This is a genomic window from Paractinoplanes abujensis (genome assembly GCF_014204895.1).
In the GTDB taxonomy this organism is placed as follows: domain Bacteria; phylum Actinomycetota; class Actinomycetes; order Mycobacteriales; family Micromonosporaceae; genus Actinoplanes; species Actinoplanes abujensis.
This window is the reverse complement of record NZ_JACHMF010000001.1, coordinates 4,714,058-4,734,453: the sequence shown is the minus strand read 5'-3', so window position 1 is coordinate 4,734,453 and position 20,396 is coordinate 4,714,058. Positions and strand designations below refer to the sequence as shown.

Sequence of the window (20,396 nt, the reverse complement as noted above, 5' to 3'; positions counted from 1 at the left end):
CTGTCACCGGCTCATGCCCCCAGCGCGTGGTAGCCCCCGTCGACGTGCACAACCTCACCCGTCGTGGCCGGGAACCAGTCGGAGAGCAGGGCGCAGATCGCCTTGCCGGCCGCTGACGTGTCGTGCAGGTCCCAGCCCAGCGGCGCCCGGTCGGCCCAGGCGTTCTCGAACTGCTCGAAGCCCGGGATCGACTTGGCCGCCATCGTGCGCAGCGGGCCCGCGCTGACCAGGTTGCTGCGGATGCCTTGGCCGCCCAGGTGCAGCGCCAGGTAGCGGTTGGCCGACTCCAGGCCCGCCTTGGCCACGCCCATCCAGTCGTAGACCGGCCACGCCTTGGTCGCGTCGAACGTGAGCCCGACCACGCTGCCGCCGGACTGCATCAGCGGCAGGCAGGCCACCGCGAGCGACTTGTACGAGTACGTGGAGACGTGCAGCGCCTTCGCCACGTCCTCCCACTGCGCGTTGAGGAACTCGCCGCCCAGCACGCTCTGCGGGCCGAACGCGATCGAGTGCAGCACCCCGTCGAGCCCGTCGACGTGCTCGCGCACCTTGTCGGGCAGCGCGGCCAGGTGCTCGGGGTCGGTCACGTCGAGCTCGATCACCGGAGCCGGCTCGGGCAGCCGCTTGGCGATCCGCTCGACCAGCGACAACCGGCCGAAACCGGTCAGCACGACGGTCGCCCCGTTCTCCTGAGCGATCTTGGCCGCCGAGAACGCGATCGAGGCGTCGGTGATGATGCCGGAGATGAGCAGCCGTTTGCCGGCCAGCAATCCAGACACAGTGCTTGATGCTCCTCTTATCTAGGTGTTCAGTGGCCCATGCCGAGGCCGCCGTCGACGGGGATGACCGCGCCGTTGATGTACGCGGCGGCGTCGCTCGCCACGAACGTCACCACGGCCGCCACCTCGTCGGCACTGGCGAGCCGGCCCGCCGGAACCGCCTTGATGATCTCTGCCTGCCGGGCCTCCGACAAGACCGCTGTCATCTCCGTCTCGATGAACCCGGGCGCCACCACGTTCGCCGTGATGTTGCGGCTGCCCAGCTCACGAGTGATGCTGCGGGCCATGCCGACCAGGCCGGCCTTGCTCGCCGCGTAGTTCACCTGACCGGGGCCGCCGTACAGGCCGACCACCGACGAGATGTAGATGATGCGTCCCCACTTGGCCCGCAGCATCTTGGAACTGGCCCGCTTGGAGACCCGGAACGAGCCCTTCAGGTTCGTGTCGACGACCCGCTCGAACTGCTCCTCGCTCATCCGCAGCAGCAGCGTGTCGTCGGTGATGCCCGCGTTGGCCACCAGCACCTCGACCGGGCCCAGCTCCTTCTCGACCTCGGTGAACGCCGCGTCGACCTGCGTCGGGTCGGTGATGTCGCACTGCACCCCGAACAGGCCCTCCGGGGCGCCGCTGCCGCGATGCGTGACCGCGACCCGGTCGCCCTGCTCGGCGAACGCCCGCGCGATCGCGAGGCCGATGCCCCGGTTGCCGCCTGTCACCAGTACCGTGCGCGCCACGACCTTCGCTCCTCATACCCAGGTAGGGGGTGCCGGCTGGCACCACGGGGGCACGACGGCGGCGTGATACCGCCGTAACCTGCCGGGGTGGAGACTATCGGCCCGGTGACCCGGCGCAATGCCACGGGGCCGCTCAGACGCCTGTTGTGGTCACGCGAAAGGGCCGCTCCCGCCCTCCAGGGACAATTCTGGACGTACGCGATCCCGCTGGGCCTGCTCGCCCTGACCGGTCTGGCCTTCGCGGCCGGCGCGGCGCTGGACGGCCGCGGGCTCGACCGGCTCTGGGTCGTGATCATCGCGGTGGGCTCGGTGCTGCCCGTGGTGATCACCTTCCGCCTGCCCGTGATCGCGTGGCGGGCCGGCTTCCTCATGCTCTTCCTCGGCTCCGTGCAGGCCGACCCCAAGGACTCCTGGCCGTGGAACACCGTCCAGCTCCTCGGCTTCCTCCTCGTGCTGGGCCGGCTGGCGGTCAGCGAGGAGTCGGCGCTGACGATCTGGGCCGTCGCGCTCAGCCTGATCCCGGTGTTCGTCTACTCCCCGTACGCGAACGCCTGGGGCGCGGCCGTCCTGCTCGTGGCCATCGCGGCGCTCGGCGACATCGTCTCGAGACGACGCCGTACGCGGGACCTGCTCGCCGAGAAGGAGGAGCTCACCGAGCTCGAGCGGGCCAAACGGGCCGTACTGGAGGAAAGAACGCGGATCGCCCGCGAGATGCACGACGTGGTCGCCCACCACATGTCGATGATCGCCGTACGGGCCGAGACCGCGCCCTACCGCGTGGGCGACCTGTCGGACTCGGCGAAAGAGGAACTGGCCACGATCGCGGGCACGGCCCGGGAGGCCCTGACCGACATGCGGCGGCTGCTCGGGGTGCTGCGGGCCGAGGAGGGCGAGGTGCCGCTCACGCCGCAGCCCGGCTGGGCCGAGGTGGCCACCCTCGTCGAGACCGCGCGGGGGGCCGGGCTGGAAGTCGGACTCACCGTCGCCGGGGTCGCCGACCTGCCCGAGACGGTGGGCCTGGCGGCGTACCGGATCGTGCAGGAAGCCCTGGCCAACGCGGCCCGGCACGCGCCCGGGGGGCCGGTGACCGTCGACGCCCGCGGCCACGACGACCGCGTCGAACTCACCATCAGCAACAAACTGACCGGCGGCCCCGTCCCGGCCACCCACGGGCACGGCCACGGGCTGGCCGGCATGCGCGAGCGGGCGGCGCTGCTCGGCGGCACCCTCTCCGCGGCGGCCGAGGGTGATCATTTTGTCGTACGGGCGGTCCTGCCCCGGGGGGAGCAGCAGTGATCAAGGTGCTGATCGCGGACGACCAGGCGATGGTGCGCGAGGGCTTCGGCGCCTTGCTCGCCGCCCAGCCCGACATGCTGGTCGTCGGGGACGCCGCCGACGGCGCGGCGGCCGTGACCCGGACCCGCGAGCTGCGCCCCGACGTGGTTCTCATGGACGTCCGCATGCCGGTGATGGACGGCTTGGAGGCCACGCGGCGGCTGTCGTCCCCCGACGGCCCCCGCATCGTCATCCTGACCACGTTCGACCTGGACGACTACGTCTACGCCGCGCTGCGGGCCGGAGCCAGCGGCTTCCTCCTCAAGGACGCCCCGGCCGCCGACCTGATCAACGCCGTACGGGTCGTGGCCGCCGGTGAGGCCCTGCTCGCGCCCAAGGTCACCCGCCGCCTGATCGCCGAGTTCGCCGCCCGCCCGGTGACCGACCGGCCCAAGCCGGCGGCCCTGAACGCCCTCACGTCCCGCGAGACCGACGTGCTGCTGCTGATCGCGCGGGGCCGTTCCAACCAGGAGATCGCCGAAGAGCTGATCGTGGCCGAGCAGACGGTGAAAACCCACATCGGACGCATCCTGGCCAAGCTCAACCTGCGCGACCGGGCCCAGGCCGTCGTCTTCGCCTACGAGACCGGGCTGGTCAGCCCCTCCTGAACCCGGTACCGCCGCCGCTGTGTGCGGATCATGTACGGGCCATATGCGCGGTTGCGCTTTGCTGGCTTCCGGCGCGAATTCCGGCGCGAGGAAAAACCGCCTCGTGACTCCCCTTCCGGTTTCGCGCCGCCCCTGACGCTTCCAACGGGAAGGTGCATCCGCGTGCGAAAAAGAATCGGCGCCCCGGGGCTCGCCGCTGCCGCTTTCATCGCGGTCCTCGGGATTGCCGCCCCGGCCTCCGCCGGCCAGGTTCCGTGCGGCGACCCGAACAACGTCAAAGTGTTCCTGAGAGGCGGGGCCACCATTTGCTTCGCCAAGATCGGAAAGAGTGATTTCAACAAAGTGGGGGTCTACCGCCTGCAAGCCGGCGTCTACGGCGGCGTGGTGAAGGTCCCCGGCCGAGCCGACACCCCCTTCGCGCCCGGCCAGGACATCCGGTTCAACCCGGCCGTGAACCCCACCTTCGTCAATCTGACCCGCATCGTCCGCCCCGCCCGGCAGGGCCGGTAAGGAGCTTTCCGTGAAGACAATTCTGTCCCGATTCGCCGTGGCCCTGGCCGCGATCTGCTCGATGATCCTGATGGCCCCGGCGGCGGCCCACGCCGAGCCCACCGGGCAGTACTCCTACATCTGCATTCTGCAGAACGGGTCCAGCTACACCTTGAAGCCGGGAGTCAAGCTGAGCACCTGCAAAGGGTCCTACCTGAAGAAATACATCAACGGGAACCAGGTCGACAGCATTCGCCTCACCGGCGCCGGCACGGTGGCGAAACCCAAGAACGCGGGCTGGGTGGAATGCGTGATCGCCGTCGTCGGGACCGGGCAGTCCACTCTGACGGTGGTGAAGAAGAAGGGGAGCAACTGGAAGTCGTGGGTCGGCCTCGGCGTCTCCCTCGCCGGACTCAAGTCGTGCATCGCCTGACACGTCCCGTAGGTGATCGTCCGGCCGGGGCCGAGGTGGCCCCGGCCGGACGGCCGTCCGGCGTCGCCGCACTCATACCGGGGTAGCACCCGCCGCTGCGGACTGTGGTGTGACGATTTGCGGGGCACCTCGGCCGGACGCTCCACGGCATGCGAATCCTGCCGCTCGCCTCCGCACTGACCAGCGTCTTCGTTCTCGCCGCAGCCGTCCCCGCCGCCGCGGCCGCCGCCGGCCCCCCACCCAGGGTGGGGACCCTATCGCCTTTCGCCGCGGCGGGCGCCGCGTTGTCCACAGGCCTGATTTCGGGCTCGAAGTTGTCCACAGGCCCCGTGTCACCGTCCACAGTTTTCGCGGCGGCCTACCGGGAGACGGCGGTGCGCATGCTGGCCGCCGGCTGCCCGTACGCGGACTGGGCCGCCCAGGGCCGCCACTTCCTGCAGTTCGACCCGGCCGGCGACGGCCGCGCCGTCGAGGTGCTCGGCGATCTGGCCACGGCCGAGCGGGTGGCGATCCTGGTGCCCGGGGTGGACACCACGCTGGCCGACTTCGACCGCGGGCTGGGCGGGGTGCCGCGCCGCGCGCCGGGCGTGCAGGCTCGGAACCTGTACGCGGCCCTGAGCAAGCGCGACCCGCGCACCGCGGTCGTCGCGTGGCTCGGCTACGACCCACCGGAGGGTGTCGGGGTGGCCGCCGCCACCGAGGGCCGGGCCCGGGACGGCGCCGCCGCTCTGACTGCCTTCGTGCGGGACGTCGTGCGGCAGCGGCCGGGCGCGGCGGTGACGTTGATCGGGCACAGTTACGGCTCGATCGTGGCCGGCCTGGCCGCGCAACGGCTGCCCGAGGTGGGCGACGTCGTGACGCTGGGCGCACCGGGCATCGGGGTGGATCACGCGGACGCCCTGGGTGGCGCGCGGGTGTGGTCGGCGCTGGCCCCGACGGACTGGATCCGGCGCATCCCGCAGGTGCGGGTGCTGGGCCTGGGCCTGGGGCGGCGGCCCAGTTCGGCCGGTTTCGGCGGCCGGAATCTGCCGACCGACGGGGTCGCCGGGCACGATTTCTATCTCGTACCGGGCAGCTCGACCTTGAGGGCCGTGGGCGACATCGTCCTCTCGGGTGGTCCTCGCCACGAGGGACCGGGCCACGTTTCTTAAGCGGCGCTTAAGGGGTACAGTTCCGGTCGGTCCTGATGCCGACGACTTCGCTGGAGGTGATCGCTGTGCGAGATAGCGATCCTCCTAGTCGTGGCCGGGCCGTCCGTCAGCGTGCCTGACCGCTGACACAGGATCCCTCTGCCCCGCGTCCACCGGTGTGCCCGCCAACGGCATGCCGGGCCAGTCGTGTGCGCCGCGACGCCGGATGCGTGGGTGCCGGCCGCGACGTGACGTGCGCTGTTACGCCACCTCACGAGCGAGCGGAGAAGTCCCCATGAAGAAGCTCATCGCGCCCCTGACCTTCACCGTGGCCGCCATGTACGTGGTCGTGCTGTTCGTGCTCGCGCACAGCACGCCCTAAGGCAGCCTCGACGTCCACAGCAATGACAGGGCGGCCGCCACCAGCCCCAGCAGCAACGCCAGCCCCGCGTACCACTGGGTGACCTCGCGGGGCTCCACCCGGTGACCGATCGAGCTGCCCATGTCCTCGTAGACCTGCTTGAGCTCGCTGACCGAGGCCGCCTCGTAGAAGTAGCCCTTGGTGTTCTCGGCGAGCTGCTGCAGCGACAGCCGGTCGACCGGCACCCGCTGCAACGCGCCCCGGATGTCGACCACGCCGGTGTCGGTGCCGAAGGCGATCGTCGAGACCGGCACGTTGGCCTGCGACGCCGCGGTCGCCGCGTCCTCGATCGAGCGGCCCGACGTGCGGTAGCCGTCGGAGAGCAGCACGATGCGGGCCGGGGGAGCGCCGTCGGCCCCGTCGGCCGGCACGGCCCGGATCGCGTCGAGCGACGTGAACACCGCCTCACCGGTGGCGGTGGCCTCGGCCAGGGTCAGGCCGTCGATCGCCGAGTTGACCTGTGAGCGGTCCTTGGTCGGCGGCACCAGCACGTTGGCCGCCTTGGCGAAGGAGACCAGACCCAGGTTGTACGTCGGGGGCAGCTCGTTGACGAACGCCTTGGCCGCCTCCTGGGCCGCCTCGATGCGGTTGGGGGCGACGTCGTCGGCCTCCATCGACAGCGACACGTCGATGGCCAGCATGACGGTGGCCCGTTCGAGCGGCTCCTCCTTGTCGACGGACGGGCGGGCCAGGGCCGTGCCCAGGGTCAGCAGGGACAGGATGAACGCGGCCGCGGAGACGTGCCGGCGCCAGCCCAGGCCCTTGGGGGCGAGGGTGCGCAGCAGGTCGACGTTGGTGAAGCGCATCGCGTACTGGCGTTTGCGGAACTGCCGCCACGTGTAGAGGCCGGCGAAGGCCAGCACCGGGAGCACTGCGAGGAGCCACCACGGCTCCAGGAAACGGATCATCGGGTCGTCCCCCGGGTGCGTGCGTGTCGCTGGGCGGCCACGAAACGGACCACGTCCAGCAGCCAGTCGGTGTCGGTGCGCAGGCGTAGGTGGGCGGCGCCGGCCGCGCGCAGGGCCCCGGCGATCGCGCCGCGCTGCTCGGCGGCCGCTTCAGCGTAGCGCCGGCGCAGCGCGGGGTCGGCGGTCTGCACCTCGTGCAGCGCGCCCGTCTCGGGGTCGGCCAGGGTGAGCACGCCGACGTCGGGCAGTTCCAGCTCGCGCGGGTCGACGACCTCGATCGCGAGCACGTCGTGGCGCACACCGAGCTTGCGGACGGGCCGGGACCAGCCGTCCACGGGGGCCATGAAGTCGGAGATGACCACGGCCACGCCGCGGCGGCGCGGGGGCCGGTTGAGCATGTCGATCAAGGCGCCCAGGTCGGTGCGGCCGGGGCGGATGTGGGTGCCGGCGATCGCGCGCAGCAGGCCCTGAGCCTCTTTGCGGCCGGGGCGGGCGGGCATCCGGACGACCGAGGACGTGGCCGGCTCCGGCTCGGGCCGGGCGCGCCACCGGCGACGGGAGGATGCCGCGACCGACCCGGTGCCCGTGCCCACGACGGCGCCGATGCGGTTGCCACCCCGTACGGTCAGATGGGCCATCGCCGTGGCCGCCGCGAGCACCAGGTCGCGTTTGAGCATCGCCGCCGTGCCGAAGTCGAGGCTGGCGCTCAGGTCGATCGCCATCCAGGTCTCGAGTTCCCGGTCGGCCACCGTGCGGCGGACGTGGGGCAGGGTCGTGCGCGCGGTGACCGGCCAGTCCATCCGGCGCACGTCGTCGCCCGGCCGGTATTCGCGGGACTCGCCGGCCTCACTGCCCGGCCCCGGCAGCAGACCCGCGTAGTCGCCCTGCAGCAGGCCGTCGAGCTTGCGCGTGACCAGCAGCTGCAAGCGGGAGAGGACGGCCTCGGCGCGGCCCGTGCCCGATTCGGCGCCTAGTGCTGGGCCGGCCACGGGGCACCGTTCTGGGGTTGCGGGCCGCCGCTGACCGGGGCGGCCGGGTGGCTGCCGTTGGGCGACGTGCCCTGCCGGGCGGCCACCGAGGGCAGCGGGACGCTCTGCATGATGCGGGCCACGATGTGGTCGGCCGGCACGTCGTCGGCCAGCGCGTCGTAGCTGAGCACCAGCCGGTGGCGCAGGATGTCGGGCGCGATGTCCTGCACGTCCTGCGGCAGCGCGTAGTCGCGGCCGCGCAGCAGGGCCAGCGCCCGGGTGGCGCGGACGATGCCGAGCGAGGCGCGCGGGCTGGCGCCGTACTGGATCAGCTGGGCCACGTCGGGCATGCCGTGCTGGGCCGGGGCGCGGGTGGCCAGGACCAGCCGTACGGTGTAGTCGACCAGCGCGTTGTGCACGAACACCTGGTCGGCGCGGCGCTGCAGGCCGAGCAGGTCCTCGGTGGTGAAGACCGTCTTGGGCTCGGGCGCGCTCACGCCCATCCGATAGACGATCTCGCGTTCCTCGGCGTCGGTCGGATAGCCCACCAGGATCTTCATCAGGAAGCGGTCGCGCTGCGCCTCGGGCAGCGGGTAGACGCCCTCCTGCTCGATCGGGTTCTGCGTGGCCATCACGAGGAACGGGGTGGGCACCTCGTGGCTGGTGCCGCCGATCGACACCTGGTGCTCGGCCATGACCTCGAGCAGCGCCGACTGCACCTTGGCGGGCGCACGGTTGATCTCGTCGGCCAGCAGGAAGTTGACGAACACCGGGCCCAGCTCGACGTCGAACTTCTCGCTCGACTGCCGGTAGATGCGGGTGCCCACGATGTCGGCCGGCACCAGGTCGGGCGTGAACTGCACGCGCGAGAACGAGCCGCCCACCACCCGGGCCAGCGTCTCCACGGCGAGCGTCTTGGCCACGCCGGGCACACCCTCGAGCAGGCAGTGCCCGCGCGCCAGCAGCGCCACGAACATCCGCTCGACCATCCTGTCCTGGCCGACGATCACCCGCTTGACCTCGAACATCGCGCGCTCGAGCTGGGACGCGTCCTGCGCGGGCGGAACGGGCGCGCCGCCACCGGAATTCGTCTCGGTCTCGGGCGTGAGCGGCTGAGCCACCGGTCCTCCACAGCGGTCGAAAAGTCGTCTGCCGACGCTCAAGACTTACACGACCGACCTGAGAGCGCGCCCGTGGTGTCGCATTACGCGCCGGGCGGGCGCCTCGCCATGGACCGGAGGTGTCGATCTTTCTGCGCGATGCGCCGGAACGGGCACCCACGCCGGGAGGATGCGCCGAGGCCGGAAGCGTGTAACATTCTCCACGTCGCCGGGCGGCTTCCCCCGTGGTCGCCCGGCGCTCAATACTCTAGAGGGCATGGACGACGGCCCATCCTATGCGCAGTGCTCCGCCAAAGGATGCCGCGCGCACGCCACGTGGCAGCTTCTGTGGAACAACCCCAAGCTGCACACCCCGGATTACCGCAAGACGTGGCTGGCCTGCGACGATCATCGGCCCACGCTCGGTCAGTTCCTCGACGTCCGCGGATTCCTGCGCGAAGTGACGCCCTTCGGTGCAGCGTCCGACGCATCGATCTCGTAGGGTCGAACAGTGACCGTCGACGCCCTCACGCCCTGGCCCGACACCGTGGATTGGCGCCCGGTCTCGCCGAAGCTGATCACTGTGGAGCTGATCGTCCGCTGGGCCTGGACCCTGATCGTCGTGGCCGGGCTCGGCGTCGGTCTCGTGCTGCAGGGCCATTGGCTGTGGCAACTGGGCATCGCGCTGATCGTGCTCAATGCGATCTGGCGTTCGTTCGTCACCGTCCGGGCCGTGCACGCCTGGGGTTATGCCGAGCGCGACAACGACCTCCTCGTGCGGCACGGCCTGCTGGTGCGGCGCCTCTCCATCGTCCCGTACGCGCGGATGCAGTTCGTCGACGTCACTGCGGGCCCCCTCGAACGGGCGTTCGGGCTGGCCACGGTGCAGCTGCACACGGCCGCGGCGGCCAGCGACGCGCGCATCCCCGGGCTCCCGCCGGCCGAGGCGGCCCGTCTGCGGGACAGGCTGACCGCGCTCGGCGAGGACCGGGCCGAAGGCCTGTGACCGCCACCGAGCCCCCGGGAACGGCGGTCGCGGAGCCCGAGCCGCGCCGCCGCCTCCACCCGCTCAGCCCGCTGCTGCACGGTGCCAAGAGCATCACCGTCATCGTGGCCGCGCTCTCCTGGCAGACGCTGTCCCAGGTCGGGCTGGAACGGTTCGCGATCGTGGTGGCGGTCATCGCGGTCGGCGTCGTGATCTTCTCGATCGTCGGCTGGCTGACCACCGGATATCAGGTGGTCGGGCGCGAGTTGCGCATCTCCGACGGCGTCGTGTGGCGGCGCAACCGGGCCATCCCGCTCGAACGGCTGCAGGCGGTGGAGCTCCGCCGCCCGCTGCTGGCCCAGCTCACCGGGCTGGCCGAGCTGCGCCTGGAGGTGATCGGCGGGGGCAAGACGGAAGCCCCGCTGGCCTTCCTCACGGTCAAGGAGGCGGCCACCCTCCGGGAGCGGCTGCTGCGTCTGGCCGGCCGTACGAGGGCAGGGGAAACGCCTGCCGACCAGCCGGACGCCGAGGCGCCCGCCGCGCCCGCCCTGGAACGCCCGCTGATGCGGGTCAACAACCGTGATCTGGTCGTCAGTCAGCTGCTCACCCCGCAAGCGTTCTTCCTGCCCGTCGGCGTGGCTTTCGTGGTGCTGCAGTTCGTGCTGGAGGGGTCGTGGACCTTCATCGGCATCGCCAGCACCGTGACCGCCATGGCCGGTGTGCTGCTGCAGCCGGTGCGGCGCGTGCTGCAGGACTGGGACTTCCGGCTGGCCCGGGACCCGGAGGACCGCCTCTCGGTGCGCTACGGGCTGCTCGAGACACGCAACCAGGTCGTGCCGCTCAACCGGGTGCAGGCCATCGGGGCCACCTGGCCGCTGCTGTGGCGGGGGCAGGGCTGGCTGCACCTGCGCCTCGACATCGCCGGGTATGCGGGCGAGCCGGGCAGCGGTGACTCGAAACGCTCCGACCGCCTGCTGCCGGTGGGGGAGTTCGCCACCGCGCGGGCACTGGTGTGGGAGGTGCTGCCCGGCGTCGACCTGGCCGGGCTGGCCACCTCGCCGCCGCCGTCCCGGGCGCGCTGGCTCAACCCGTTCTCGCTGCGCTCGATCGGGGTCGGGCTCACCCCCGAGGTCTTCGTGAGCCGGTGGGGGCTGCTCACCCGCGAGATGCACATCGTTCCGTACGCGCGCTTGCAGAGCGTACGGGTGGTGCAGGGCCCGCTGCAGCGGATGACCGGGCTGGCCACCGTCTACGCCGACACCGCCCGTGGGCGCGCGGGCCAGGCCAAGGACAGGGATCTCGCCGAGGCGTACGCGCTGGCCGCCGAACTGGCCGTGCGCGCCCGCCACGCCCGCGAGCAGCTGACGCCCTAAGCCTTAAGCTCGGGGGATGGAGTTTCCGGAGTTCTCGCCCGGTCTCAGCGCGCGGGTGGAATTGACCGTCACCGACGCCGACACCGCCCAGGCGGTGGGTTCGGGCGACGTGCCCGTGCTGGGCACGCCGCGCGTGCTGGCCCTGGCCGAGGCAGCCACCGTCGCCGCCACCGCCCGCCTGATCCCGGGCGGGGTCACCACGGTGGGTGTGCGCGCCGAGATCTCCCACCTGGCGCCCACACCGGTCGGGCGCCACGTGCACGCGCTGGCCACGCTGGCCGAAGTGGACGGCCGCAAGCTGCATTTCGAGGTCGTGGTGCGCGAGGGCGAGACGCTCGTGGCCGAGGTGCGGGTAGAGCGCGCTTTGCTGGACCGTCAGCGATTCATAGCGAAGGCCAACGGGAGCTGACCTCGCCGAGGGTCGGCATGGCCACCGCGCCACCGCGGCGCTCGCAGACCAGCGCGGCCACGTGCAGGGCGAACTGCACGTGGCGCTGCCAGCCCTGGAGATCCTTGGGCAGCCCGTCGGCCAGCAGGCGGCGGACCAGGGCGCCCATCACCGAGTCGCCGGCGCCGGTGGCGTCGACCGCCTCCACCTTGGGCGCGGCCAGCATCGTGGCCCCGTCGGCGGCGTTGATGTAGGCGCCCTCGGAACCCGCGGTGACGACGACGGCCTTGGCCCCCAGGGCGCGGATCCGCTCGGCGGCCCGCTCGGGCGTGGCCCCGTCGTAGAGCACCTCGGCGTCGGCCGCGCTCAGCTTGACCAGGTCGGCCGTGGCGAAGAACTCCTCGGACAGCTCGCGCAGGTGGGTCACCGCCGCGCCGTCGGGCAGCAGGGTGGGCCGCGCGTTGGGGTCGAAGACGCGCAGCGGCCCGGGCACGGCCCAGGCGGCGCGGGCGGCGGCCCGGAACGGCTCGCGCAGCAGGCAGATCGAGCCCGTGTAGACGACGTCGGCCCCGGCCACCGTGGCGGTGTCGAGGTCGGCCGGGCCGAGCAGCGCGTACGAGGGCGGCTCGCCGTAGAAGGTGAAGGTCGGCTCGGCCCCCACGAACGTCGTCACGGCCAGCGTGGTGGGCACGGCGACCCGCTTCACGCCCTTCGTGCCGACACCCTTCTCGTTCAGGAACACCGCGATCCGGTTGCCCAGCACGTCGTCGCTGAGCGAGCCGACGTACTCCACCTGGCCGCCGAGCCGGGTCGCGCCGACGGCCACGTTGAGCGGCGCGCCACCGATCGCCTGGCGATAGACCACCTCGCCGTCGTGCTCGGCCTCCTGGAGGTCGATCAGCGCCTCGCCGAGCACCACCGCATAGCCCATTGCCATTCCTCCTGTTACCCTCCCGGGCGTCAGCCGCCCGCTGTCACGCGCCCCGCTCTCACGAGCCCGCTGTCATGCGCCCGTAATGCTGAACAGCCTTCCGTCCGGGAACGCGCAGCGCCAGTGCTCGGTAATTTTGTCCGCTTTTGGGATGATCGTGACATGTTGACCCGCGTACTCGCCCTCGCCGTTCCCCTGACCATGATCGCTGGCTGCACGAACTCGGTGGACGTCGGACCCACCCAGCCCGTCGCGGTGACCGCCACCGGCTCGGCCTGGACCGTCTACGAGGGCGCGCCCAGCCCGTCCCCGGCCGGCACCTGGAACCCCGACACGGCCGCCTCCGGCACGTTCCTGCCGTACAAGCCGGGTTCCACGGCCATCACGTACGACCCCGCGGTCGTCCCGCCGGGCGCTACGGCCTCGGTCGCCATCGCCCAGAACACCCAGGCCATGGAGGTGCGGCTCACGGCGGCCGGGCTGATTCCCCGCCGGGCGTACGGGGCCCACCTGCACACGATGCCGTGCACCGCCGTGCCGGACGCGGCCGGACCGCACTACCAGCACCAGGCCGACCCGTCCAAGCCGTCGGTGGATCCCTCGTACGCGAACCCGCGGAACGAGGTCTGGCTCGACTTCACGGTCGACGGCTACGGGGAGGCGTCGTCGGCGGCGCTGCTGAAGTGGACCTTCCCGGCCGGTCAGTCGGCGCGGTCGCTGATCCTGCACGCGCAGACCACCAAGACCGGCGACGGGGTGGCGGGGACGGCGGGCCCGCGCGTGGCGTGCCTGACCCTGCCGGAGCGGTGAAGCGTTCGGCCGGGCAGACGGTAACGTCGGGGGCGGACCGGCGACCCAGCGTCGTCCACGGCTGAGATTTTCGGAGGCGGCACCCATGGCCGAGCAGAAGGCCGCGCAACCCGCGGCCAAGACGGAGACCCACGACCCCGGCTTTCCCGAGGCGTTCCTGCAGTTCATGCGGGGCGGGTGGCGCGAGGACCCGGTGGCCGTCAGCCCGCTGCCCGAGGTGCCCAACTACGAAAAGCGCCGCAACGCGCTCTCCGAGGCCTTCCCGGGCGAGACGCTGATCATTCCGTCCGGCAACGAGAAGGTCCGCGCCAACGACACGGACTACCCGTTCCGCCCCGGCAGCGACTTCGTCTACCTGACCGGCGACCGCGACCCCGACAGCGTGCTCGTGCTGCGGCCCAGCGGCTCCGGCCACGACGCGGTGCTCTACACGCGGCAGCGCAACTCCAAGGACACCGACGCGTTCTTCCGCAGCCGCAACGGCGAGCTGTGGATCGGGCGCACGCACACCCTGGCCGAGAAGACGACCGAGCTGGGCATCGAGACCGCCCCGCTCAGCGAGCTCGGCTCGGCCCTGGCCGGCTCGGCGCCGGGACGCACCCGGGTGCTGCGCGGGCTCGACGCCGCGGTCGACCGGGCGGTGCTGGCGTTCGAGCCGAACCGGGAGAAGCCCCGCGACCGCGAGCTGGCCTGGACGCTCAGCGAGCTCAAGCTGGTCAAGGACGAATGGGAGATCGCCCAGCTGCAGGCCGCGATCGACGCCACCGTCCGCGGCTTCGAGGACGTGGCGCGCGTGCTGCCGGCCGACCGCGGGGTCAAGGAGCGGCTGCTCGAAGGCGTGTTCGGGCTGCGCGCCCGGCACGACGGCAACGACGTCGGCTACGGCTCGATCGTGGGCGCCGGCGCGCACGCGACGATCCTGCACTGGGTGAGGAACACCGGCGTCACCAAGCCGGGCGAACTGTTGCTGATGGACATGGGCGTCGAGGGTGACAACTTCTACACGGCCGACGTGACCCGTACGGTGCCGGTGTCGGGGCAGTTCACGCCGCTGCAGCGCCAGGTCTACGACATCGTGCACGCGTCGCAGCAGGCCGGCATGGAGGCCGTCAAGCCGGGCGTGCTGTTCAAGGACGTGCACCAGGTCTGCATGCGGGTGCTGGCCGAAGGGCTCAACGACCTCGGGCTGCTGCCGGTGAGCGTCGACGAGGCGATGAGCGAGGACAGCACGATCTACCGCCGGTGGACGCTGCACGGGTTCGGGCACATGCTCGGCATCGACGTGCACGACTGCAACAACGCGCGCAACGAGGCGTACCGGGACGGGCCGCTGCAGGAGGGCTACGTGCTGACCGTCGAGCCCGGGCTCTACTTCCAGCCCGAGGACGACCTGGTGCCCGAGGAGTTGCGCGGCATCGGCGTGCGGATCGAGGACGACGTGCTGGTCACCGCCGACGGCTGCAAGAACCTGTCGGCCGGGCTGCCCCGCACGTCGGCCGACGTCGAGGCGTGGATGGCGTCCCAGCGTGAGGCCGGGCCGCGCCTGCCGGGCTAGGAGATGAGCTTGTCGACGAGCGGGAACTCGTCGTAGACCTGGTTGTAGTCGCCGAAGTGGCCGTCGTCGCGGACGATCTGGGTGCCGCCCAGCCGCTCGAACATCGCTCGCCCCTGGTGCTCGTCACAGCCGTACGGGTCCAGGCGCGAGTTGATGAAGCAGACGTCGCGGACGTTTCTCCGGATGGCGTCCCAGTCGTATGCGGGCTGGAGCACAGGCTCGTCCGAGTCGTTGGGCGGCGTGCAGTAGCCGGCCACGAGGATCGCCTGGTCGACCGTGACGTGCTCGAGCAGGGCCAGCAGCAGCGCGGCCCCGCCCGAGTGGCCGACCAGGACGGTCTGCTCGTCGAACGTGTGCGCCTGCAACACCTTGGGCAGGAAGCCGGCGATCGGCTCGACGTTGACGGCAGGATAGCTGGGCACCTCGACGGTGTAGCCGCGCGCGGTCAGGCGGGCGGCCAGCCACGGATACCACGCCACGCCGGGGTGGGCGCCGGTGCCGTGAAAGATGATCGCCCTACGTGCCATCGGGTCAGTGTTGCAGGCGGGAGCGGCGCGCGATGTCCCTGTGGACGACGGGCGGGGAGCCTGTGGACGGGCGGTGAGACGGCCGGCGGCGGCTGGGGACGACGGGCGCTTCGGGCTTGACAGGGGCGTACCGTCGGCCTAACGACCCGGGGTGGGTGGGGGAGGCGGTGGCCGTACCGCGCAAAGCCGACAAAACCGGATCAGCGCTTGATGCGGTGATTTTTCGTATTTGGGCGACCTACGCTGGACGGCATGTCCAGGCCCAGCGCTCGTCAGGCGGCAGCGGCCGGCCTCCTCGCGCTCGCTGTCGGGGCGACGCCGGCCGTGGCCCACCTCAAGCAGGACGACCCCGGGGTGTTCGCGGCCCGGCAGATCCCCACCGTGGCCGCGCCGGCCCCCGAGCCGGTCCCCACGGCGGCGCCGGCCCCGAAGCACCTCCCGACCATCGACTACTGGGACTCCCCGCAGGGTTTCGAGCCCGACGCGGCGACCCGCTCGGTCGAGGCCGTCCGTGAGGGTCTGCACCCGAAGCATCGGCTGCCCGTCTACGACGCTCCCGGCGGCGTGCCCCGGGCGTTCCTCAACCGTACGGTCAGCGGCCTGCCGGCGACCGTGCCGATCGTCGAGCGCCGCCGCGGCTGGACCGGCGTGCTGCTGCCCTCGGTCAACCGGCGCGTCGGTTGGCTGCCGCCCGGTGGCTGGGAGACGCGCAAGCTGCACGATCAGCTCGTCGTCGACCTCAGCGAGCACCGGCTGACCTGGCTGCGCGACGGCCGCGAGCGCGGGACCTGGACGGTGGCGGTCGGGTCCCGCCGCACGCCCACGCCGCTGGGCCGCACGTTCGTGATGGGCCGCACGATCACCCACGGCCACGTCTACGCGGGGCTGGACGCGCTGGTGCTCGGGGCGGTGCCGGACGACCGGGACGCGCTGTCGGCCTCGCTGCGCAACGGGCACACGGCGATCCACGCGTGGCACGAGGAGTCGGCGTTCGGCCGCAGCATCTCCAACGGGTGCGTCCGGATGCCACCCGACGTGCAACGGACCCTGCTCGCCCACATCAAGCCCGGCACTGTGGTGCAGATCGTCAGGTAGTGGTGCGCAGCCACTGGGCCTTGGCCGCGGCGCGTTCCTCGTCGGCGCCGGCGGCGCGCAGCAGTTCCAGCACGGGCCAGTACGAGACGGTCTCGGCCTGCCCGCCGGTGACCACCCGGTGCAGGTAGTCGCCCAGCACGTCGCCGAGGACCAGCCCGTCGCGGGTGACCGCACGGACCGCGGGCAGCGCGCCGGAGTGGTCGTCGGCCGGGCCCAGCTCCTCGATCATCGTGCGGATGCGGGCGGCCTCGGCGCGCTGCTGCTCGTCCAGCTCCGGCTTCTGCATGGCCCAACCGTAAGCCGCTCCGACAAGGTCAGGGCGCGAAGCTGCGACCCAGCACCGTCAGCAGCGCCAGCTTCTCGTGGCTCTCGCTGCCCGGCGTCGCCGTGAAGACGAGCAGCGACTGGGCCTGGTCGGGATCCTGCAAGCTTTGGCAGAACAGATCGAGCCGCCCCACCGACGGGTGCGCGAACCGTTTCGTGTCGCTCCAGCGCAGCCCGACCTCCTGCCGCGCCCACACGGCGGCAAATTCCGGGCTGTCCCGCAGCAGCACGCCGACGAGCGGCTGGGCCGCGACCCCGGCGGTGCGCAGCGCCGCGGCCAGGAACCGGCCCTGCTTGTCGTGGTCGTCCGCGAAGTAGACGGCCCGCGAGGAGGGGTCGGTGAACCAGCGGTAGACCGCGCTGCGGGCCGGACCCTCGTACGCGGTCTCGTCGCCGAACAACGCGACCGCGGGCGGGGTCTGCAGCAGCGTCTCGCCGAGCGGGCTGATCACCTGGGCCGGGGTGTCCTGCAGCCGGTCGAGGATGCGCATCAGGCCGGGGCTGACGTGACCGCCGGCGCCCCGATGGGCGGCGCTGTAACCGCACAGCCGCAGCAGGTGGTCGCGTTCGTCGGGCGTCAGGCGCAGGCCGCGCGCGACGGCGGCGAGCATCTGCGGGGACGGTTGCGGGCCGGCACCGCGTTCGAGCCGGGCGAAGTAGTCGGCCGACATGTCGCACAGCTCGGCCACCTCCTCACGCCGCAGCCCCTTGGCCCGGCGCCGGCGGCCCCGCCGCAGCCCCACGTCCTCGGGTTGCAAGGCCTCGCGGCGGGTGCGCAGGAAGGCGCCGAGCGAGGCGCGGTCGAACGTCATGCTCCGATCGTCGCGGATCCGGGCCGCCGCAACCACGGCATCGCATTCAGTGGCTGAGCGCGTCCTTCCTCCGCCCCGGGAGGTCGCCTGCAATGGGAGGACATCAAGACAGCAGGGAGTACGCCATGAGCAAGTGGACCGCGCAGTCGATGCGCGACATGAGCGGCAAGACGGTCGTCGTCACCGGGGGCAGCCGCGGCATCGGCCGGATCGCCGCCCGGGAACTGGCCCGCGCCGGGGCTCGCGTGGTGGTGGCCGCCCGTACGGTGGAACCCGGCCCGTACGAGACGCGCAAGCTCGACGTCTCCGATCTGGGCTCGGTGCGCGCCTTCGCCCAGGAGTGGACGGGCGACCTGGACGTCCTCATCAACAACGCGGGGGTGATGGCGATCCCGGGCACCCGTACGGCGGACGGGTTGGACCTGCAGACCGCGACCAACTATTTCGGGCCGTGGCTGCTGACCCACCTGCTGCTGCCGCACATCACCGATCGGGTCGTGCACGTCACCAGCCAGCTGCACCGCCAGGCCAAGCTCGACCTGGACGACCTGGACTGGCGGCGCCGCACGTACAAGCCGTTGCCGGCGTACGAGGCCTCGAAGCTCGCACAGGTGCTGTTCTCGCTGTCGTTGCAGCGCCGGCTGGACGCGAAGGGCAGCCGGGTGCGTTCGGTGCTGGCTCATCCCGGGATCGCGCGTACCGGGCTGGTCGGCCACTCGTGGATGGACGTCGTCAACCGGATCCCGTTCCTGACGCACGACGCCGAGGGTGGCGCGTTGCCGCTGCTCTACGCGGCCTCGGAGGACGTGCCGGGCAACGCCTACGTCGGGCCCGACGGTCTCTGGAGTATCAAGGGCTTTCCCACCGTACGCCGCCCCGCCCGCGCCGGGCTCGACGAGCGCGCGGCCGAGCGGCTGTGGACGGCCACCGAGGCCCTAGTCTTGCGGGCGTGACCAGTGAAGTGATCGCGGCCGCCTGGGTCCACGTACGGGATCGCCGGGTCCTGGTCGTGCTGCCCGCCGGCCTGGACGCGTTCTACCTGCCCGGCGGCAAACCCGAACCGGCCGAGACGTACGCCGAGGCGGCCGCGCGCGAGGTGCGCGAGGAGGTCGGGCTCGTCGTCGACCCGGCCGACCTGACGCTGTTCACCGAGATCGTGGCGCCCGCCCACAACCGTCCGCCCGGCACGACCGTACGGTTGATCTGCTTCACCGGCGGCAAGGCCGAGGACGAGCCGCGCGCGTCGAACGAGATCGCCGAAGTGGACTGGTTCACCGCGGCCGACTCGCCACGCTGCGCCCCGGCCATCCGGCTGCTGCTCGCCGAGGTGGTCGCCGCGGGCCTGATCGACTAACCGGCGAAGAAGCGCGCTGCCACCGCCGTGTGGATGCTGAACCCCAGCTCGGCCTGCCCCTTGAGGACCTCCCAGCCGTGGGTTTCGTCGTTCGGGGTGGGCGCGGGCAGGTCGGCCTCCGACGCCAGCGGCGGGAACAGCGCGAAGACGAGCAACGTGCCGTCGGGCGCGCTGACCGTGTCGTAGAGCCGGGCGGCGCCGGGATCGACCGTCAGGCCCGTCTCCTCGCGCAGCTCGCGGGCCGCGGCGTCCGGCCAGGACTCGCCGTAGTCGATGAAACCCCCCGGTAGCGCGAGCGTGTCGACGGCGGGCGGGATCGCGCGGCGCACCACGAGCAGACCGCTGCCGACCGGCTGGACGGCCACGGCGACCGGTGTGGGGTTGCGGTAGGACGTCTCACCGCAGGCGGTGCAGCGGCGAGGCCACGGCTGGGCGGGGAGGAAACGGGCCCCGCAGAAGGTGCAGTGCTTGAACCGGTCACGCATGGAGCGGCGAGTTGCAGGCCGCGACCAGTGCCTGCCGGCAGGCGGTGAGCAGCGGGCGCAGGGCCGCGTCGCGCTGCTGGGCCTCGTAGCCGTTGACGGCGCCGCCGGGGGCGTTCGTCTCGGCCAGCGCGAGCACCTGGTCGAGGATCGACGCGCGGGCGAACAGGCGGCGGGCCCGCGGATCGAACCCGGCGGGCAGGGTGGCGGTGCTCTCGGGACGGCGCAACTGTTGCAGCGCCCCGGCCAGCTCCGGCTTCCACTGGGCCACGTCGAGCTTCGTCAGCTGCGTGGTGGCCTCGCCCAGGGCCAAGGTCAGCTCACCCTCGGCCTCGGCCGCGCCCATCTGGAACACCGGCTTGTATTCCTCGACCGGAAAATAGCGCCACAGCACCGTCTCGAACTCGACGCCCGAGCCGGACACGTGCCGCCGCACCTCGGGCACGAAGCCGAACGTGGGCGTCATCACGGCCTCGCCGGAGAGCATGGCCGCGCCGGTCAGGGGGCCCGGGCCGGGCAGGCCGCGCGGGTCGCCGGGGGCGGGCAGCACGAGGCGGATGTCGTCGGGGTGCACCTTGGCGAAGACCGGCAGGCCCTGCGGCAGCGGCACATCGGTCCACGTGCCGGGGGCGTCGGCGACCAGGTGCTCCTCGTCGCGGGCGATCTCGTCGGGCAGCTCGTCGAACGGCACGAGGCCGGCGCGCCAGGCACGCACCCAGGCCACGAACCGGGTCGAGCGCCGCGCAACCCGGGTTGCGGCATCGGCTGCGGGGGACATGCGAGCAAGGGTACGTGGCCGCCGGGAAGTCTGTCTCGGCCGGAGAGTCAGAAAGGTCGTGTCCCAACGCACGGGTT

At 72.0% G+C, this 20,396-nt stretch carries 26 protein-coding genes; 15 read left to right on the top strand and 11 right to left on the bottom strand.

Annotation, left to right across the window (positions count from 1 at the left end):
• Nucleotides 1–11 precede the first annotated feature (11 nt).
• Together fabI and BKA14_RS21290 are read right to left on the bottom strand one after the other, a co-directional pair.
• The gene (fabI, locus tag BKA14_RS21295) at nucleotides 12–779 is read right to left on the bottom strand and encodes an enoyl-ACP reductase FabI (RefSeq protein ID WP_184952662.1); all 768 of its coding nucleotides are present in this window, start codon (nucleotides 777–779) and stop codon (nucleotides 12–14) included.
• A gap of 29 nt (nucleotides 780–808) precedes the next feature.
• On the bottom strand, nucleotides 809–1,513 hold the full coding sequence (locus BKA14_RS21290; protein ID WP_184952661.1) for a beta-ketoacyl-ACP reductase: 705 nt from the start codon (nucleotides 1,511–1,513) through the stop codon (nucleotides 809–811).
• An 87-nt stretch (nucleotides 1,514–1,600) separates the two neighbouring features.
• On the opposite strand from BKA14_RS21290, the gene BKA14_RS21285 reads away from it, so the two are divergent.
• The 6 genes from BKA14_RS21285 (at nucleotide 1,601) to BKA14_RS44255 (ending at nucleotide 5,890) form a co-directional block, all read left to right on the top strand.
• Entirely contained in the window at nucleotides 1,601–2,809 is a 1,209-nt protein-coding gene (locus tag BKA14_RS21285) for a sensor histidine kinase (RefSeq protein WP_239092803.1), read from the top strand.
• On the top strand, nucleotides 2,806–3,456 hold the full coding sequence (locus BKA14_RS21280) for a response regulator (RefSeq protein ID WP_184952660.1): 651 nt from the start codon (nucleotides 2,806–2,808) through the stop codon (nucleotides 3,454–3,456). The genes BKA14_RS21285 and BKA14_RS21280 overlap by 4 nt, the downstream gene beginning before the upstream one ends.
• Nucleotides 3,457–3,477: 21 nt before the next feature.
• Nucleotides 3,478–3,966: a hypothetical protein gene (locus BKA14_RS21275; protein WP_184952659.1), complete on the top strand. Its 489-nt coding sequence runs from the start codon at nucleotides 3,478–3,480 to the stop codon at nucleotides 3,964–3,966.
• Between the two features lie 10 nt (nucleotides 3,967–3,976).
• Entirely contained in the window at nucleotides 3,977–4,378 is a 402-nt protein-coding gene (locus BKA14_RS21270; RefSeq protein ID WP_184952658.1) for a hypothetical protein, read from the top strand.
• Between the two features lie 329 nt (nucleotides 4,379–4,707).
• Nucleotides 4,708–5,529 (top strand): alpha/beta hydrolase, encoded by an 822-nt coding sequence (locus tag BKA14_RS21265; protein ID WP_239092804.1) that lies wholly within the window; start codon nucleotides 4,708–4,710, stop codon nucleotides 5,527–5,529.
• Between the two features lie 232 nt (nucleotides 5,530–5,761).
• Nucleotides 5,762–5,890 carry a hypothetical protein gene (locus tag BKA14_RS44255; protein WP_260416567.1) on the top strand — a complete coding sequence of 43 codons (129 nt, stop codon included), beginning with the start codon at nucleotides 5,762–5,764 and terminating at the stop codon, nucleotides 5,888–5,890.
• On the opposite strand, the gene BKA14_RS21260 is transcribed toward BKA14_RS44255, so the two are convergent.
• Genes BKA14_RS21260 through BKA14_RS21250 form a run of 3 tightly spaced genes read right to left on the bottom strand, consistent with a single transcriptional unit; the run spans nucleotide 5,887 to nucleotide 8,926 of the window.
• The gene (locus BKA14_RS21260; RefSeq protein WP_184952656.1) at nucleotides 5,887–6,837 is read right to left on the bottom strand and encodes a 26S proteasome regulatory subunit RPN10; all 951 of its coding nucleotides are present in this window, start codon (nucleotides 6,835–6,837) and stop codon (nucleotides 5,887–5,889) included. The genes BKA14_RS44255 and BKA14_RS21260 overlap by 4 nt on opposite strands.
• Nucleotides 6,834–7,826: a DUF58 domain-containing protein gene (locus BKA14_RS21255; RefSeq protein WP_184952655.1), complete on the bottom strand. Its 993-nt coding sequence runs from the start codon at nucleotides 7,824–7,826 to the stop codon at nucleotides 6,834–6,836. The genes BKA14_RS21260 and BKA14_RS21255 overlap by 4 nt, the downstream gene beginning before the upstream one ends.
• Nucleotides 7,808–8,926, bottom strand: coding sequence for an AAA family ATPase (locus tag BKA14_RS21250; protein WP_239092805.1), 1,119 nt, complete (start codon nucleotides 8,924–8,926; stop codon nucleotides 7,808–7,810). Before BKA14_RS21250 ends, BKA14_RS21255 begins: the two co-directional genes overlap by 19 nt.
• 256 nt (nucleotides 8,927–9,182) lie before the next feature.
• On the opposite strand from BKA14_RS21250, the gene BKA14_RS21245 reads away from it, so the two are divergent.
• Genes BKA14_RS21245 through BKA14_RS21230 form a run of 4 tightly spaced genes read left to right on the top strand, consistent with a single transcriptional unit; the run spans nucleotide 9,183 to nucleotide 11,672 of the window.
• Nucleotides 9,183–9,407, top strand: coding sequence for a hypothetical protein (locus tag BKA14_RS21245; RefSeq protein WP_184952654.1), 225 nt, complete (start codon nucleotides 9,183–9,185; stop codon nucleotides 9,405–9,407).
• Between the two features lie 9 nt (nucleotides 9,408–9,416).
• Nucleotides 9,417–9,911: a PH domain-containing protein gene (locus tag BKA14_RS21240; RefSeq protein ID WP_184952653.1), complete on the top strand. Its 495-nt coding sequence runs from the start codon at nucleotides 9,417–9,419 to the stop codon at nucleotides 9,909–9,911.
• Complete coding sequence (locus BKA14_RS21235; RefSeq protein ID WP_184952652.1) at nucleotides 9,908–11,263, top strand: PH domain-containing protein; 1,356 nt, start codon at nucleotides 9,908–9,910, stop codon at nucleotides 11,261–11,263. The genes BKA14_RS21240 and BKA14_RS21235 overlap by 4 nt, the downstream gene beginning before the upstream one ends.
• 16 nt (nucleotides 11,264–11,279) lie before the next feature.
• Complete coding sequence (locus tag BKA14_RS21230) at nucleotides 11,280–11,672, top strand: thioesterase family protein (protein ID WP_184952651.1); 393 nt, start codon at nucleotides 11,280–11,282, stop codon at nucleotides 11,670–11,672.
• On the opposite strand, the gene BKA14_RS21225 is transcribed toward BKA14_RS21230, so the two are convergent.
• Nucleotides 11,647–12,582, bottom strand: coding sequence for a carbohydrate kinase family protein (locus tag BKA14_RS21225; RefSeq protein WP_184952650.1), 936 nt, complete (start codon nucleotides 12,580–12,582; stop codon nucleotides 11,647–11,649). The two genes, BKA14_RS21230 and BKA14_RS21225, sit on opposite strands and share 26 nt — an antisense overlap.
• Before the next feature lie 162 nt (nucleotides 12,583–12,744).
• On the opposite strand from BKA14_RS21225, the gene BKA14_RS21220 reads away from it, so the two are divergent.
• The gene (locus tag BKA14_RS21220) at nucleotides 12,745–13,392 is read left to right on the top strand and encodes a superoxide dismutase family protein (protein ID WP_239092807.1); all 648 of its coding nucleotides are present in this window, start codon (nucleotides 12,745–12,747) and stop codon (nucleotides 13,390–13,392) included.
• An 85-nt stretch (nucleotides 13,393–13,477) separates the two neighbouring features.
• Nucleotides 13,478–14,947, top strand: a complete 1,470-nt coding sequence (locus BKA14_RS21215; protein ID WP_184952649.1) for an aminopeptidase P family protein — start codon at nucleotides 13,478–13,480, stop codon at nucleotides 14,945–14,947.
• On the opposite strand, the gene BKA14_RS21210 is transcribed toward BKA14_RS21215, so the two are convergent.
• Nucleotides 14,944–15,474 (bottom strand): alpha/beta fold hydrolase, encoded by a 531-nt coding sequence (locus BKA14_RS21210; protein ID WP_184952648.1) that lies wholly within the window; start codon nucleotides 15,472–15,474, stop codon nucleotides 14,944–14,946. The two genes, BKA14_RS21215 and BKA14_RS21210, sit on opposite strands and share 4 nt — an antisense overlap.
• 252 nt (nucleotides 15,475–15,726) lie before the next feature.
• On the opposite strand from BKA14_RS21210, the gene BKA14_RS21205 reads away from it, so the two are divergent.
• Entirely contained in the window at nucleotides 15,727–16,569 is an 843-nt protein-coding gene (locus tag BKA14_RS21205; protein WP_203722270.1) for a L,D-transpeptidase, read from the top strand.
• On the opposite strand, the gene BKA14_RS21200 is transcribed toward BKA14_RS21205, so the two are convergent.
• Together BKA14_RS21200 and BKA14_RS21195 are read right to left on the bottom strand one after the other, a co-directional pair.
• A complete protein-coding gene (locus BKA14_RS21200; RefSeq protein WP_184952647.1) occupies nucleotides 16,562–16,855 on the bottom strand; it encodes a hypothetical protein in 294 nt (97 codons plus the stop codon). The genes BKA14_RS21205 and BKA14_RS21200 overlap by 8 nt on opposite strands.
• 28 nt (nucleotides 16,856–16,883) lie before the next feature.
• Nucleotides 16,884–17,705, bottom strand: coding sequence for a helix-turn-helix transcriptional regulator (locus BKA14_RS21195; protein WP_184952646.1), 822 nt, complete (start codon nucleotides 17,703–17,705; stop codon nucleotides 16,884–16,886).
• A gap of 125 nt (nucleotides 17,706–17,830) precedes the next feature.
• Between BKA14_RS21195 and BKA14_RS21190 the strand changes: the two genes are divergently transcribed.
• Together BKA14_RS21190 and BKA14_RS21185 are read left to right on the top strand one after the other, a co-directional pair.
• On the top strand, nucleotides 17,831–18,658 hold the full coding sequence (locus tag BKA14_RS21190) for an SDR family NAD(P)-dependent oxidoreductase (RefSeq protein WP_184952645.1): 828 nt from the start codon (nucleotides 17,831–17,833) through the stop codon (nucleotides 18,656–18,658).
• Nucleotides 18,655–19,059: an NUDIX hydrolase gene (locus BKA14_RS21185; RefSeq protein ID WP_184952644.1), complete on the top strand. Its 405-nt coding sequence runs from the start codon at nucleotides 18,655–18,657 to the stop codon at nucleotides 19,057–19,059. The genes BKA14_RS21190 and BKA14_RS21185 overlap by 4 nt, the downstream gene beginning before the upstream one ends.
• Here BKA14_RS21185 and BKA14_RS21180 read toward each other — a convergent pair.
• Both BKA14_RS21180 and BKA14_RS21175 read right to left on the bottom strand, forming a co-directional pair.
• Complete coding sequence (locus BKA14_RS21180; RefSeq protein ID WP_184952643.1) at nucleotides 19,056–19,544, bottom strand: NUDIX domain-containing protein; 489 nt, start codon at nucleotides 19,542–19,544, stop codon at nucleotides 19,056–19,058. The genes BKA14_RS21185 and BKA14_RS21180 overlap by 4 nt on opposite strands.
• On the bottom strand, nucleotides 19,537–20,319 hold the full coding sequence (locus tag BKA14_RS21175) for an Rv1486c family protein (protein ID WP_184952642.1): 783 nt from the start codon (nucleotides 20,317–20,319) through the stop codon (nucleotides 19,537–19,539). The genes BKA14_RS21180 and BKA14_RS21175 overlap by 8 nt, the downstream gene beginning before the upstream one ends.
• Between the last annotated feature and the right edge of the window lie 77 nt (nucleotides 20,320–20,396).

Excerpts from the sequence above, each read along its gene's own strand:
- BKA14_RS21230 (WP_184952651.1), top strand. The coding sequence starts at position 11,280 with ATGGAGTTTCCGGAGTTCTCGCCCGGTCTCAGCGCGCGGGTGGAATTG.
- BKA14_RS21215 (WP_184952649.1), top strand. The coding sequence starts at position 13,478 with ATGGCCGAGCAGAAGGCCGCGCAACCCGCGGCCAAGACGGAGACCCAC.
- BKA14_RS21195 (WP_184952646.1), bottom strand. The coding sequence starts at position 17,705 with ATGACGTTCGACCGCGCCTCGCTCGGCGCCTTCCTGCGCACCCGCCGC.
- BKA14_RS21220 (WP_239092807.1), top strand. The coding sequence starts at position 12,745 with ATGTTGACCCGCGTACTCGCCCTCGCCGTTCCCCTGACCATGATCGCT.
- BKA14_RS21175 (WP_184952642.1), bottom strand. The coding sequence starts at position 20,319 with ATGTCCCCCGCAGCCGATGCCGCAACCCGGGTTGCGCGGCGCTCGACC.
- BKA14_RS21205 (WP_203722270.1), top strand. The coding sequence starts at position 15,727 with ATGTCCAGGCCCAGCGCTCGTCAGGCGGCAGCGGCCGGCCTCCTCGCG.
- BKA14_RS21210 (WP_184952648.1), bottom strand. The coding sequence starts at position 15,474 with ATGGCACGTAGGGCGATCATCTTTCACGGCACCGGCGCCCACCCCGGC.
- BKA14_RS21190 (WP_184952645.1), top strand. The coding sequence starts at position 17,831 with ATGAGCAAGTGGACCGCGCAGTCGATGCGCGACATGAGCGGCAAGACG.
- BKA14_RS21245 (WP_184952654.1), top strand. The coding sequence starts at position 9,183 with ATGGACGACGGCCCATCCTATGCGCAGTGCTCCGCCAAAGGATGCCGC.
- BKA14_RS21225 (WP_184952650.1), bottom strand. The coding sequence starts at position 12,582 with ATGGGCTATGCGGTGGTGCTCGGCGAGGCGCTGATCGACCTCCAGGAG.
- BKA14_RS21180 (WP_184952643.1), bottom strand. The coding sequence starts at position 19,544 with ATGCGTGACCGGTTCAAGCACTGCACCTTCTGCGGGGCCCGTTTCCTC.
- BKA14_RS21260 (WP_184952656.1), bottom strand. The coding sequence starts at position 6,837 with ATGATCCGTTTCCTGGAGCCGTGGTGGCTCCTCGCAGTGCTCCCGGTG.
- BKA14_RS21200 (WP_184952647.1), bottom strand. The coding sequence starts at position 16,855 with ATGCAGAAGCCGGAGCTGGACGAGCAGCAGCGCGCCGAGGCCGCCCGC.